Annotated in this window: 13 protein-coding genes and 1 other annotated feature (1 of these 14 only partly in view); of the genes, 12 read left to right on the plus strand and 1 reads right to left on the minus strand. The window is 34.0% G+C overall.

The window, feature by feature from the left end; all coding sequences use genetic code 11:
• Positions 1 to 21 (plus strand) — a binding site (T-box leader) (it extends 177 nt beyond the left edge of the window).
• A 59-nt stretch (positions 22 to 80) separates the two neighbouring features.
• The 3 genes from thrS (at position 81) to srtB (ending at position 3,836) form a co-directional block, all read left to right on the plus strand.
• Positions 81 to 2,021: a threonine--tRNA ligase gene (gene thrS / locus GMA06_RS00655; protein ID WP_163561360.1), complete on the plus strand. Its 1,941-nt coding sequence runs from the start codon at positions 81 to 83 to the stop codon at positions 2,019 to 2,021.
• A gap of 191 nt (positions 2,022 to 2,212) precedes the next feature.
• On the plus strand, positions 2,213 to 2,629 hold the full coding sequence (locus GMA06_RS00660) for a GNAT family N-acetyltransferase (protein WP_163561361.1): 417 nt from the start codon (positions 2,213 to 2,215) through the stop codon (positions 2,627 to 2,629).
• A 358-nt stretch (positions 2,630 to 2,987) separates the two neighbouring features.
• The gene (srtB, locus tag GMA06_RS00665; RefSeq protein ID WP_240328813.1) at positions 2,988 to 3,836 is read left to right on the plus strand and encodes a class B sortase, LPKTxAVK-specific; all 849 of its coding nucleotides are present in this window, start codon (positions 2,988 to 2,990) and stop codon (positions 3,834 to 3,836) included.
• Positions 3,837 to 3,881: 45 nt separating this feature from the next.
• Here srtB and upp read toward each other — a convergent pair whose 3' ends face one another.
• A complete protein-coding gene (gene upp, locus GMA06_RS00670) occupies positions 3,882 to 4,517 on the minus strand; it encodes a uracil phosphoribosyltransferase (protein ID WP_163545726.1) in 636 nt (211 codons plus the stop codon).
• A gap of 97 nt (positions 4,518 to 4,614) precedes the next feature.
• Here upp and GMA06_RS00675 point away from each other — a divergent pair, with 97 nt between their 5' ends.
• From GMA06_RS00675 to GMA06_RS00715, 9 genes are all read left to right on the plus strand, one after another.
• Complete coding sequence (locus GMA06_RS00675; RefSeq protein WP_205426136.1) at positions 4,615 to 5,202, plus strand: DNA-3-methyladenine glycosylase I; 588 nt, start codon at positions 4,615 to 4,617, stop codon at positions 5,200 to 5,202.
• 17 nt (positions 5,203 to 5,219) lie between these two features.
• Positions 5,220 to 5,792 carry a xanthine phosphoribosyltransferase gene (gene xpt / locus GMA06_RS00680; RefSeq protein ID WP_163545724.1) on the plus strand — a complete coding sequence of 191 codons (573 nt, stop codon included), beginning with the start codon at positions 5,220 to 5,222 and terminating at the stop codon, positions 5,790 to 5,792.
• Between the two features lie 101 nt (positions 5,793 to 5,893).
• A complete protein-coding gene (locus GMA06_RS00685) occupies positions 5,894 to 7,057 on the plus strand; it encodes a galactokinase (RefSeq protein WP_163561363.1) in 1,164 nt (387 codons plus the stop codon).
• A 64-nt stretch (positions 7,058 to 7,121) separates the two neighbouring features.
• On the plus strand, positions 7,122 to 8,570 hold the full coding sequence (gene galT / locus GMA06_RS00690) for a UDP-glucose--hexose-1-phosphate uridylyltransferase (protein WP_163561364.1): 1,449 nt from the start codon (positions 7,122 to 7,124) through the stop codon (positions 8,568 to 8,570).
• The gene (locus GMA06_RS00695) at positions 8,571 to 9,608 is read left to right on the plus strand and encodes an aldose epimerase family protein (RefSeq protein WP_163561365.1); all 1,038 of its coding nucleotides are present in this window, start codon (positions 8,571 to 8,573) and stop codon (positions 9,606 to 9,608) included.
• 336 nt (positions 9,609 to 9,944) lie between these two features.
• A complete protein-coding gene (locus GMA06_RS00700; RefSeq protein WP_163561366.1) occupies positions 9,945 to 12,008 on the plus strand; it encodes an SHIRT domain-containing protein in 2,064 nt (687 codons plus the stop codon).
• Positions 12,009 to 12,299: 291 nt separating this feature from the next.
• Complete coding sequence (locus tag GMA06_RS00705) at positions 12,300 to 12,836, plus strand: DUF402 domain-containing protein (protein WP_163561367.1); 537 nt, start codon at positions 12,300 to 12,302, stop codon at positions 12,834 to 12,836.
• A 64-nt stretch (positions 12,837 to 12,900) separates the two neighbouring features.
• The gene (locus tag GMA06_RS00710) at positions 12,901 to 13,335 is read left to right on the plus strand and encodes a Fur family transcriptional regulator (RefSeq protein WP_163545718.1); all 435 of its coding nucleotides are present in this window, start codon (positions 12,901 to 12,903) and stop codon (positions 13,333 to 13,335) included.
• A 4-nt stretch (positions 13,336 to 13,339) separates the two neighbouring features.
• Complete coding sequence (locus GMA06_RS00715) at positions 13,340 to 14,779, plus strand: polysaccharide deacetylase family protein (RefSeq protein WP_205426138.1); 1,440 nt, start codon at positions 13,340 to 13,342, stop codon at positions 14,777 to 14,779.
• Positions 14,780 to 14,810 lie beyond the last annotated feature (31 nt).

A 14,810-nucleotide genomic window follows, 5' to 3' on the forward strand; every position in this document is an offset into this window, starting at 1 on the left:
ACGTATCATAGCGTCCCATTTCTAAGCCCCGGCTTAGAAATGGGATTTTTTGTGTTTATCAATAGAAAAAGGAGAATAAGATGATTAAAGTAACATTTCCAGACGGTGCTGTTCGTGAGTACGAGCAAGGCACAACACCTCATAATATTGCCAAAGAAATTAGTTCTGGTTTAGCTAAAAAAATATTGGCTGCTAAATATAACGGAGAATTGATTGATTATAATCGTCCTTTAGAAAGTGACGGTCGTATTGAATTGGTAACACCTGAGCATGAAGATGCATTAGGAATTTTGCGTCATTCAACAGCACATTTATTAGCACATGCCTTAACACGTCTATACCCAAATATCCATTTTGGTGTAGGTCCTGCCATTGAAACAGGATTTTACTATGACACAGATATGGAAGTGCAATTATCTGAAGATGAATTGCCAAAAGTTGAAGCTGAGATGATGAATATTGTGAAAGCTAATTTCCCTATCGAGCGTCGTGTTGTGACAAAAGAGGAAGCTTTAACGATTTTTGCCAAAGACCCTTATAAAGTAGAACTTATTAACGCATTACCAGACAATGAAACAATCACTGTCTATCAACAAGAAAACTTCATTGATTTATGTCGTGGTATTCATGTGCCATCAACTGGTCGCATTCAAGTCTTTAAATTATTGTCACTTGCGGGTGCTTATTGGAGAGGTAATTCTGATAACAAGATGATGCAACGTGTTTATGGAACAGCCTTTTTTGACAAAAAAGATTTGGCCGAGTTTTTGAAAATGCGTGAGGAAGCTAAAGAGCGTGATCACCGTAAATTAGGAAAAGAATTAGACTTGTTTATGGTGTCTCAAAAAGTAGGTTCAGGTCTACCGTTCTGGTTACCAAAAGGTGCGACTATCCGTCGTGCTGTTGAGCGTTATATTGTGGATAAAGAAATTAGCTTAGGATACCAACATGTGTATACACCAGTTATGGCTGATGTTGAGCTATATAAAACATCAGGTCACTGGGCACATTATAAAGATGATATGTTTCCTCCAATGGACATGGGCGATGGAGAGATGTTAGTATTGCGTCCGATGAACTGTCCGCATCACATGATGGTCTATAAAAACGATATTCATAGTTACCGTGAATTACCAATTCGTATTGCTGAATTGGGTATGATGCACCGTTATGAGAAAAGTGGTGCTTTATCTGGTTTACAACGTGTACGTGAGATGACATTAAACGATGCACATGTGTTCGTACGTCCAGACCAAATTAAAGATGAATTTAAACGTACATTAGAGTTAATTCGTGCTGTATATGAAGATTTTAACATTAAAGACTATCGTTTCCGTCTAAGTTATCGTGATCCAGAAGATAAAGAAAAATACTTTGATGATGATGCTATGTGGAACAAAGCAGAAAGTATGTTAAAAGAAGCAATGGATGAATTAGGATTAACATATTTTGAAGCAACTGGTGAAGCTGCCTTCTATGGACCAAAATTAGACGTTCAGTTCAAAACAGCTATGGGCTTAGAAGAAACAATGTCTACTATTCAGTTGGACTTCTTATTACCTGAGCGTTTTGATTTAACATATGTTGGTGAAGATGGAGAAAATACACATCGTCCAGTCGTTATTCACCGTGGGGTTGTATCGACAATGGAACGCTTTGTTGCCTACTTAATTGAAGAATATAAAGGTGCATTCCCTACATGGTTAGCTCCTGTTCAAGCAACAGTTATTCCAGTTAATTTTGATTTACATGCTGAATATGCACGTCAATTAACAGAACAATTACAACGTATTGGTATGCGTATTGACCTAGATTTACGCTATGAGAAAATGGGTTATAAAATTCGTGCTTCTCAAACACAAAAAATCCCATATCAATTAGTAGTGGGAGATCAAGAAGCGCAAAATCATTCCGTCACTGTTCGTCGCTATGGTTCAAAAGATACAGTGACCATGAGTGTTGATGACTTTATTGCAAAAGTACAACATGAAATTAGCCAATTTAGTCGTCCAGTTGAATAATCAAGAAAAGCCTTGTATACTTTGTGTATGCAAGGTCTTTTTGATAAAAATATTTTATTTTCACCTAAATTTATTTCGTGATGAAAAAACTAGATTAGGGGGTGTCGAAAGAGTATATAAGAAAAAGTAAATGTTAATGTCTGTCATTCATAATTTGAGATGAAAGGGGTACGAAAATGATTACATATAGTATGACAAAAGAAATAACAGATGAGCAATTAAGACAGCTATATACATCTGTCGGGTGGTGTGCCTACACCAATACATTTGATGATTTATCTATTTTATTGGACAAAGCAATACAAGTTATTACAGCATGGGACAATAATAAATTGGTTGGTCTAATACGTACGATAGGCGACGGCGTATATGTAGAAGTGATACAAGATTTGTTGGTGCTTCCAGAATATCAAGGAAACGGAATAGGGAAATATTTATTAACAAGAGCATGTGAGGGAGCAGAAGACAAAAAGCAAGTCTTTTTATTAACAGAAAGTGGTGCTGAAAATAAAAAAGCTTTATCGTTTTATTCAAAGCAGCCTTATTTCAGTGCATTTTCAGACATTTCGATTACTGGTTTTTACAAAACACAGCATATATTAAAATAAAATATGTTGCTACTCTGTACTTTACGATTAGAAATAGATAATTTTTTAGAGTTTATTTAAGGTTACTTTAAGCTAGTATGTTTATACTTATCTTAAATCAAGGATAACCTTGAATAAAAACAATGAAAATTGTTATTCCCTAATAAACACTTTCTTTTCAGAATATCTCTCATAAATATCGAAAAGAAAAATATGTCAGGACATCAACTCTCCCTATTTGATGCCTTGAACATAAATATTTCCCCCTTTTTTAACACCCGTTTTAACGGGTGTTTTTGTTTTGTAATCCTTTTTAATAGAAAAAGTTGACTTCATAGCTAGGTAGCTATATTATTGTAAATGCAAAAGGAGGATTTTTATGAAAAGTATGGAAACAGATGAACAAACTCAAACAAAACCAAAATGGTCTAAAAAAATTATAGCTCTTATTGTATTTTTATTAACGATTTTAACAATGACGATTTATGTTGTTTCACAATCTACGGTACATGCACCTGCACCTGAAACAACAACCACGACCACGACAACGAAGCAAGTATATAAACAAACAGAAGAAGAAAAAGCATTTCTAAAGAAAAAGTTTGAAGAGTTAGCGAATGTGAATAAAGAAGTGATTGCGTATCTTTATTTGCCTGGAACAAAATTAGATGAGCCAGTTGTTCAAACCTCTGATAATTTTACATATTTGGAAAAAACATTCGAAGGAGAACAAGTACCGTTTCTGGGAGCTGTTTTTATGGATACGAATAATCAGAAAGATTTTAGTGATCGTTTAACATGGTTATTTGCACACGCAAGAGGAAGTAAAGTGCCGGACAACCGTATGTTTAATGATGTTAACTATTATGATAAGCAAGAATTTTTTGATGCACATCCATTTGTTGTGGTGGAAACGCCAGAGAAAAAGTTATATTATCAAGCAGTGGCAATGGTCATTGTACCAGAAACAACAGCATTTTATCGTACAACATTTAAAGACGATGATGATTTTTTAACACAATTAGAACAAATTAAAAAAGATGCACAAGTAAAAAATGAATCTATTCAAATTAAAGCAAGTGATAAATACATGGTTTTATCAACATGCCGAGAAGAAGATGATACATTACGTGCCAATTTATATGTACGACAAATACCCGAAGATGAATTACAAGATTTCTTGATGAAAAACAAAGAGAAATTAAAATATGTGAAAACAAGAGAATAATATAAAAATGCACCAAAGCACTGTGTATGCTTTGGTGCATTTGTGTTATTTTGTACCAAATAATCTGTCGCCAGCATCGCCTAAACCTGGTAAAATATAACCATTTTCGTTTAAACGTTCATCTAAACAAGCTGTATAAATATCAATACCTGGATGTGCACTTCTTAATACAGCAACACCTTCTGGTGCAGCTACTAAACAAACGAATTTAATAGAGGATGGTTGAGCACCACGTTTTAATAATGCATCAATCGCAGCTACGGCAGAGCCCCCTGTTGCTAACATTGGGTCTACAACGAATAATTGACGTTCCGCAATATCAGATGGTAGTTTTACAAAGTATTCAACTGGCTCCAAAGTATCATGATCACGGTACATCCCAACATGTCCTACTTTTGCAGCAGGGATAAGTTCTAAAATACCGTCTACCATACCTAACCCAGCACGTAAAATAGGCACAACAGCAACTTTTTTACCTGATAATGTTTTTTGAACAGTTTTCACTAAAGGTGTTTCAATTTCAATGTCCTCTAATGGCAATTCACGAGATACTTCATAAGCCATTAACATTGAAATTTCATTAACAACCTCTCTGAACACTTTTGTTCCACAATCTTTTTCACGAATCATTGTTAATTTGTGTTGAATTAACGGATGATCCAATACCATAAATTTACCCATTGTACTGACCTCTCTTTTCTTATACTTGTTCCATTCTATATGAAATTTTTGATTTTTTCCAGTATTTTTTATAGTATAGTTAAAAGGAGAGATGAACATGACAATATGCGATTGGGCATTGCACAGCACACTTGAAAAAGTCTATCATGACACAGAGTGGGGAATACCGAAAACAGATGATCAAGAATTGTTTGAATTGTTGATATTAGAGGGAATGCAGGCAGGGTTGAGTTGGCATTTAATTTTAAAAAGACGTGAAAATATGCGACAAATACTTGAGCAATTTGATTATCATAAATTGGCGATGTATACAGATGAACAATTAGATATGCTTCTGCAAGACACACGTTTGATACGAAATAAACTAAAAATTTATGCAATTAGAACAAATGCACAATGTTTTCTACAAATACAAAAAGATTACGGTTCATTCGCACGCTATATTTGGAAATTTGTCGATTATCAACCTATCCAAAATAAATGGGCAACTATTGAACAAGTTCCTTGCTTTTCATCTTTATCCGATAAAATTAGTAAAGAGTTGAAAAAACGAGGATTTAAATTTATCGGGACAAAAATCATTTATTCCTTTTTACAAGCGAGTGGAATGATTAACGATCATCTAACAAGTTGTCCTTGTTATTCGTTGAAAAAATATGATAGAATTAACCTTAAAAAACAATAAAAATGGAGTATATCAACATGGAACTATTAAAGCAAATGGTGTTAAAGTATGGAAAAGTATATCCGAATAATGTGTTAAAAGTAGATTCATTTGTTAATCATCAAATTGATGCCCCATTGATGAAACAAGCAGGCGATACTTTTTTTGAACATTTTAAAGAAACAGGCGTGACAAAAGTATTAACGATTGAAGCAAGTGGTATTGCTCCTGCTATTATGACTGCACTATCATTTGGTGTCCCAATGGTATTTGCTAAAAAAACATTGCCAACTACTTTGACGAAAGATACTTTATATAGTACAGAAATTTATAGTTACACAAAGAATATGACGAGTAAAGTTATTTTATCGAAGGAGTATTTAAGTAAAGGCGACAAGGTGTTAATTATTGATGACTTTCTAGCAAATGGTGGAGCTGTTCTCGGATTAGACGATATTGTCAAGCAAGCAGGTGCTGAAACAGTGGGTGTAGGTATTTTGATTGAAAAAGCATTTCAAGATGGTCGTCAAAAACTAGAAGAAGCAGGGTTTGATGTATATTCTTTATGCCGTATTGCCTCTTTAGAAGATGAAAGTATTACATTTTTGTAAAAAACTACGTATTTCTTTAGAAATACGTAGTTTTTTATTGATTATTTTTATAGGAAGCGTTAACATGTAGGTAACTTAATATATTAAGGAGGGGTTTCTGAATGTTTAATACTTTAGAAAGTAAATTTGAAACATTATTTCATACAAAAGAGCATCATAATTTTTTTGCTCCGGGACGTATCAATCTGATTGGTGAACATACCGATTATAATGGAGGATATGTTTTTCCTTGTGCGATTACATTGGGTACATACGCTGTCGCGAGTAAAAGAGAAGACACAAAGTTAATGTTGTATTCCGAAAATTTTTCAGCAGACGGTGTTGTTGAATGTGATTCGACGGATTTAACACATTCGACAACATATACATGGACAAACTACGTTAAAGGTATGATTTTATACTTAAAAGAAGCAGGATATACTATTCGCACAGGTGCCAATATCGTCTTTTATGGAAATATTCCAAATGGTTCAGGGTTATCGTCATCAGCATCGTTTGAATTGTTGATTGGTGTTATTTTTAAAGGGTTATATCAATTAGATATTGAGATGATTGACTTAGTGAAATTGGGCAAAAAAGTAGAAAATGATTTTATCGGTGTTCAATCGGGTATTATGGATCAATTTGCTGTAGGTATGGGTAAAGAAAATCATGCAATAAGATTAGATTGCCAAACACTTGAGTATACATTAGTACCAGTGGACTTAAAAGATAATGTCATTGTCATCATGAATACGAATAAACGTCGTGAATTGGCAGATTCTAAATACAACGAACGTTTCAATGAAACAAGACAAGCGTTAAAAGAATTGCAAACACGGGTATCAATTCAAACATTGGCAGATTTAACGATAGATATTTTTGAAGCAAATAAAGATGTTCTATCATCTGAAGTATTAGTAAAACGTGCAAGACACGCAGTAAGTGAAAATCAACGAACTATTGAAGCTACTGAAAAATTAAGAGCAGGGGATTTAGTTGGGTTTGGAGAATTGATGAAACAGTCGCATTTATCCACAGAATTAGATTATGAAGTAACGGGTAAAGAGTTGGATACATTGGTTCATACAGCATGGGAACAAGAAGGCGTAATCGGTGCAAGAATGACTGGAGCAGGTTTTGGAGGTTGTGCGATTGCCATTGTTCAAAAAGATAAAGTAGATGCTTTTCAACAAGCTGTTGAAGACGTATATGTGAAAGAAATTGGATATAAACCTTCCTTTTACATTGCAGAAATTAGTAATGGGGCTGCACTAAAACAATAATCGTACGAACTCAAAAGATAGTCGTCTTTTGAGTTCTTGTAGTTGTGTAAAAGGAGATATGAATATGGATGTGTATATCAATAAATTTATAAAAAAAGCTGTTCAAGACAATTACATTGACCGATTAGATGAAGTGGTTCAAACGAACCGTTTATTACATGTATTGCAAAAAGATGCTTATGAGCCAATGCATGATGTGCTTTTAGACATGTCTTATCAAGAGCTTTTGGATAAATTCGTTGAAGATGCGATAAAAAGAGGTGTTATTGATACATCATTAGCACAAAAAGAACAGTTAGAAGCAGAGATTATGTCAGTCATAACCCCGCTACCGTCTGTTGTCAATCATGTTTTTTGGGATAAATATATGCAGTCTAAAGAATTAGCAACACGTTATTTTTTCCAGTTAAGTCAAGATAATGATTATATAAAAACAAGGGCTATCCAAAAAAATATATCATTTTCTCATGACAGTCGATACGGCACATTGGAAATAACGATTAACTTATCTAAGCCAGAAAAAGACCCTAAAGATATTGCAAAAGCCAGACAGATGACGCAAGTGACTTATCCCGAGTCGCAATTAACGATGACAAATGAGGGATACTATGGACGAATAAATCATCCTGCACGAAGTAATCATCGTATTATTCGCTTATGTTTAGGAGAGGATAAATGGGGATTCCAGTATTCTCCGTATGCTTATTTTAATGAGCACAGTATTTTTTTAAGTCAAGAGGTACGTCCGATGAATGTGAATAAGACGTGTTTGGCGAATTTATTGCATATTGTAGAAATATTTCCGCATTATTTTGTGGGTTCAAATGCAGGTTTGCCAATTGTGGGAGGTTCAATTTTATCGCATGACCATTATCAAGCAGGTAGACATGAGTTTCCAATGGATAATGCTAGAGAAATACCTATCGAGGAGATAAAAGGTGTAAAAGCCTCACTATTGCACTGGCCTTTATCTGTTATTCGTTTGAAAGATGTATCAATCGACAAATTGATTGATGCAGGTGGGCATATTTTATCTGTTTGGAAAGCATATAGTGATGAAACAGTCGATATAAAAGCAAGTACAAATGGTGTACCGCATAATACCGTCACACCAATCGCACGGTATAAAAACAACATGTATGAGCTGGATATTGTTCTTAGAAATAATCGTACAAGCAGTGAATATCCAGACGGTATTTTCCATCCACATCCCGATGTACAACACATAAAAAAAGAAAATATTGGCTTAATTGAAGTAATGGGTCTAGCCATTTTACCACCAAGATTAAAAGAAGAATTAAAAGTGGTACAAGATTATTTGGATGGAAAAGATGTATGTGTCAATCCAATTCATACGGACTGGGCAATGTTATTGAAAGATAAAGGAATATCGGTTGAGCAAGGTGTTGGACAAGTATTTGAACGTGTTTTAGAAGATGCTGGTGTCTTTAAGCAAACAGTAGTCGGGCAGGAGGCATTTTATCGATTTATAGAAGAAATAAGGAGGTCATAAATGAAACCTTTTAAAAAAGCAGTTATTGGAGAAATAAATGGTGAACCAGTAGATGTCTATACATTGGAAACAAAAAAAGGGCATCGACTTAGTGTGATGTCGTATGGTGCAACTGTTTTAGAGTATACTATGCCGGATAGAAATGGTGTGTTTGAAAATGTTGTTGTACGCTATGATACATTTGAGGAATATATTGACAACGCTATGAAACTTGGTGCAGCAATAGGTCCAGTGGCAGGGCGTATTGCCAATGGAGAGTTTAAACTGAATGGTATGGTGTATCATTTACCTAAAAATAACAATGGTAACCATTTACATGGAGGAAGTACAGGTTTTGATAGTGCCATGTTTAAAGCCGTTCAAGTGTGCGATGATGAAGTTGTTTTTTATTTACACCGTCAACGCAATACGGGTGGGTATCCTGGAGAATTACGTACATGGATTCACTATCGCATATTTGAAGATGGGCAGTGGCGTATCCGCTATGTTGTAAAAACAGATACAGATACTTTAGTGAATCCAACGAATCATAGTTATTTTAATTTAAATGGACGATTAGATATTGGTGTTAGCAATCATCACTTGACAGTGAATGCTACGGGATATACAGAACTAAATGATGTACAAATTCCAACTGGTAAAATAGATAGAGATGCAGATTTTTTAAAAGCGTTACAAAAAGGGGGAAATTTGAGCGTCATTTTTAAAAGTAAACACCCTCAAATTCAAGCTGCTGGAGGATTAGATCATGCGTTTGTATTAAATCCATTAGAAAGGGTAGCTGGTATTATTTCTTGTGAACAAACAGGCAGACAACTTATAATTGAAACAACCTCACCTGCAATGGTTGTATATACAGCAAATGGCTATGATGATAAGACGTTCTTTGGAGGTAAAAAACCTGTAGAGCATGTAGGTATTGCGATTGAAACACAAATATTACCTGATGCTATCAATCAAAAGTCTTTTGGAGATACTATTTTACGTTTAGGGCATACGTTTGAATCAGAAACGACGTATACGCCTTGTGTGTATTAAAAATAGATAAATAACGTGTAATGAGAGATGACTTTTTTACACGTTGTTTTTATTTTCTGTTTTTTTATCTAAAAACACGAATATTTTAAAATTTTTTGGTTAGAAAACATTAAATCTAATTATATTTTTCTTTATGTTATGGTATAATTCTTATAAAAAATAAGATTTTTTATAAGAGATCCTTTTCTAGAAGGGATAAAAGCTTTTTGTTTCTTGAAAAAATAAATTCTTTTTCAGAAAACTCCTAAGTAGATTGTTCAATATATGATGTGGGAGGCTAGGGTTACATTCTTTTTAGTGTATGTGAGGTATTATAAAAGTGAAAGGAGAAATATTTTGAAAGAAAATAGATTTTATAAACGCGTTTGTACAAAAAGTATGGTGGCATTGATGGCTACTTTTGTGATGGCAGGAACCGTATTACAAACACAAAATGCATATGCGGTTAATGGTAACTTAAAAATTACTGGTATACCACTCATTGGGAGTTTGGACATACCTGCAACGATTAATATCAATCAAGAGAAATCTGCTAGTGACACAATTAGTGGTTCACCAATTTTAGAACACCATAATTTTGAAACAGAGAATAAAACAAAACAAGTACTTGTAACGTCACCAACTACTGAAGATAGCTTGTTTAAATTTAATTCGACATTTCAAATGAAACAATCGCAAAGTCTTATTATTGCGACTCTTTGGGGAGCTTTACTTAAACCAGATTTATCGGATGCAGCAACGCTTGCTGAACTAGCTAAAGCTCAACCGGGAGGAGCAACATCTTATGTTGACTTAAAAGTAACGCTGGATGATCGTTTATCTTATACAGATGCAAATGGTTTAATTCAAAAAGCATATTTCACATCAGAAACATGGCGACCAGTATATATATTTGATTCACAATACAATCAATTAGCAGATGTTAAGGATACATATGTTGAGAATGTCGCACGTAAAGAATTTGATATTCCAACACATCATGTTAAGGAATTTATTATTCGTGTTGTCCCTATTGCTAATAAGACTTTTTCGGCAGCACAACAAGATACACCGATGTCATTTGGTTTTGATACAGAGGGCACTAATAATTTTAAAGTAAGTGCACAAGATGCCAATGCGATTGCTGCGAATCGTCGTATGATGACCGATGACGAAAAAACAGAAGAAAAACGTATTGTAGAAAAAGATTTAAATATGGCTGCTAATAAATTAACGCCAACTGAAATTGAAACATTAAGAAAATACAATATTTTCGTAACTGGAGAAATTGGTGGGAAAGTATGGGGGGGAGTGGGACGGCTTATACTCTCAGCAGATGTAAACAATATTTTGCCGCCAGCCGGAGTGGCCGTTACTTTTGCTAATCCAGAAGTGACCTTTATGAAAAATATTGAAACAGATGTAACAAAAGATAAAATTGCTAGTGTGTATGCGGATTACAACAAAACGATTCCAAATGATACGTTGACGGACCAAAATGTACCTGCTAATCCAACACGAGATGGTTATATATTTGTTGGGTGGAGTGAGAATAAAGATTCTAAAACAGCAGATTTTGACCCTGAAACAGCAGTTATTACAGAAAATAAAACGGTCTACGCGATATGGTCTCAAGGTTTTAATGTGACATATAACTTTGAAAAACAACAAGGTGTTACTCTAGAGTTGCCACAAGCGATTCAAGATAGATTAGCTGATAAAAATAAAATAGATGTCTTAATAGGTAGTGAAGTAGACACACAAGGTATTGATACAAGTGAGTATGAAGATAAAGACAATAAAGGGGTGTGGACATTTGTATCTTGGGATAAAGAGAAAGCGACAGTGATGAATGCAGATGTTGTATTTAAGGGTACATGGGACTTCAAATTACATAAATATGAATTGGGGGATCCGGAAACACCAGATAAACCGATTTTAGAAATACGCACGGCAACCTATGTCTTTAAAGAAAAAACAGGAAAAGATTTACCACAAGTATTGAAAGATCGTTTGGCTAATACAAATGTGCTTGGTGTAGATGGACAAGAGGTGAATGTATCAGCGATTGATACCTCAAGTTATACAGATCAATCTGGCACATGGACATTTATTGCTTGGGATAAAGAGAAAGCGGCATTTAACAAAGAGAATCTTGTATTTGTTGGAGAGTGGGTATTTACACCAATAAAAGACGAAACAACCACTACGACAACTATCACACAAAAACCAAAACCTATTATTCCGTCAAAACAAACAACGACAAGTACAACGACAATGACAATGACTGAAAAAGAAAAACCAACTCAATCAACTCTACCACATACAGGAGATGTATCAGGCGTGTCTACTATATTATTTGGGTTAAGTGCTATTTTAAGTGCAATTGGCTTATCTAAAAAATCAGCTCGTAAACGTTAAATATATTTTTGAAAATGAGTGAGTTCATGTGGACTCGCTCATTTTTACTTTAGATGAATTGTGATCAAAGATGAAATCTTTAAAATTAGTGTCTTTAGATTGGAAATCAGTACAAAGACGAACAAAGAAGTTAAATTGTTCTGTTTTTTTAGCGTTTTATTATCATGCAAAATGTCTTAAAAATTTTTTACAGTGATTTTTCTTTTTTTACGTTTTTTTCTTTAGAGTTGTGATATACTTAGAGTGTAGTTGATTATATAATCAAAATTTAGATAGAAAGTTGGCGCATAGATGCAACATCCGCGTGAAGGAGAGTTCATTACGATTAAGAGCTACAAGCATGATGGCAGTTTGCATCGAACATGGCGTGATACAATGGTATTAAAAACAAGTGAGCAATCAATCATTGGATGCAATGATCACACGCTTGTCACAGAATCAGACGGTAGAAGGTGGGTAACAAGAGAACCAGCGTTATTGTATTATCATAAACATTATTGGTTTAATGTGGTTACAATGATACGACCAAAAGGTATTTCTTATTATTGCAATATTGCCTCGCCGTATGTGATTGATTCAGAGGGATTAAAATATATTGATTATGACTTAGATGTCAAAGTCTTTCCCGATGGAGAAAAACGCTTGTTAGATGTAGATGAATATGAATTGCATCGAAGAAAAATGCACTATCCAAAAGAGATAGATCATATTCTGAAAGAAAATGTACGTATTCTTGTTGATTGGATTAACAATGAGAAAGGTCCTTTTTCTCCTGCATACGTCAACTTGTGGTATGAACGATATCGTCAATTATCTCGTAGGCGATAAATGGAAAAATCTTTAGTCGATTAAAGCACTAAAGATTTTTTATATCATAGAATGGAAAAGAAAAATGGATTTATTAAAAGAAAGATTAAGAAAGAATGGAATGAGGCTAACCCCTCAACGTATGGCTGTTTTGGAGTATATCTATGAATCCAAGACGCATCCAACGGCACAGGATATTTACCAGCAAATTAAGGATAAGTTTGATACGTTGAGTTTGTCTACTGTATATAATAATTTGAATGCTTTAATTAAATTAGGTTATGCTATGGAACTAACGTATGGTGATGCAGCAACGAGATATGATTATAAAGAAGATGATGAAGTGCATTATCATGCCATTTGTTTGCAATGTGGGAATGTGATTGATTTTGAGTATTCAGCACTTGAAGATATGTGTCAAAAATTAGAAAAAACATATGGTTTTGACCCTGTATCTCCAAGACTAGAAGTATTTGGCTATTGTAAAGAATGTAAGGGAGTTATGAATAATGAAATCTAAAACTATGAAACTAACACTATATATGATGACAGTGGTGTTGTTGCTTTTATTGGTACTTGCTGGCTATATATTTTATAATGAACAAGCTTTACCAGGTGCGTATCAAAGAGTGTTGAATGAAGCAGGGCAAATCGCACAAAATGAAGCGGGGAATGTTGAGTATGCAGATAAAACATTAAATGACACAACCGCTCTTGGTTATTTTCCAGTAGATAATACAGGAAAACAAGTGGAAGGATTATCTGATTTAGTGAATACATTTATGGATAATCAAATTGTGAAGCAATCCGATCATGATGTAGTATCTTTTTACTATAAAAAAACGGATAGAGGAAATGGGTATATGAGTTATGACTTATATAAAGATGTCTATAAATATGGGTTTGGTAACTACAAAAAAGACACATCCTCTTTATTAGCAACACAATATTATTACGGTGGTAGAAATTTAACATTTGAAGGATTATTTGAATCATTTTCTTTAGAAAAAGATGATATTTTATCTGCTTTAATGTCTACAATCAATCAAGTAACAAATGAAAAAGAAAAACAACTATTACAAGCTTCTCTTTCTGTAGATACATTAAAAACATTAGGTTATATCTATAATCCAGATGGATTTAGTGTTCTTGTGAAACAAGAAGACGGTATGTTGAGTCCGGTAGCTTTGAATATAGATGCTCTCGTACCTTATTTTAAAGAGCACTTATTATTATCAGATGCACATAAATCAATTTATCAATCACGTATCGCAGAAATTAAAGAAAAACGTGAAAAACTAATTGCTAGTCGTCTTGATGAGATTATTGCGACGATTAGAAATAATGGAGCAACGAACAAAGTTGCTTTGACATTTGATGATGGTCCAAGAGCAGATACAACACCAAGAATTTTAGACGTGTTGAAACAATACGATGTTAAAGCGACATTCTTTATTTTAGGACAAAATATTGCGGGAAATGAAAACTTATTAAAACGAGAAGTACAAGAAGGTCATGAGTTAGGTAATCATACATTTACGCATAGAAGTTTACCAACTTTAACGGACGATGAAGTTAAAGAAGAAATTGGTAAAACACAAAAAATGATTGAAGATATTACAGGGGTGAAACCAAAATCATTAAGACCTCCGTATGGAGCGTATAATCAAAAAGTCGCAGAATTGGCTAAATTACCAATTGCTTTATGGAATATTGATAGTGAAGACTGGAAGTCACGTAATGTAAATTCTATCCAACATCAAGTATTAGATACAACGATTGGAGGCTCTATTATTTTAGTGCATGATATTCATGAAGAATCTGCACAATCTGTTGAGAGTTTAATTTTGGGGTTAAGAGAACGTGGCTTTGAATTTGTAACATTCTCAGAATTATATCAAGATGGACAAGTGTTACCAAATGTTGTTTACTTCAGTCACAATGATGCAAGAAAAGCCGATTAAACATAAAGTAATATAAGTTGTTGTTTTTATT

The organism is Granulicatella sp. zg-84, assembly GCF_010892375.1.
Classification (GTDB): Bacteria; Bacillota; Bacilli; order Lactobacillales; family Aerococcaceae; genus WM01.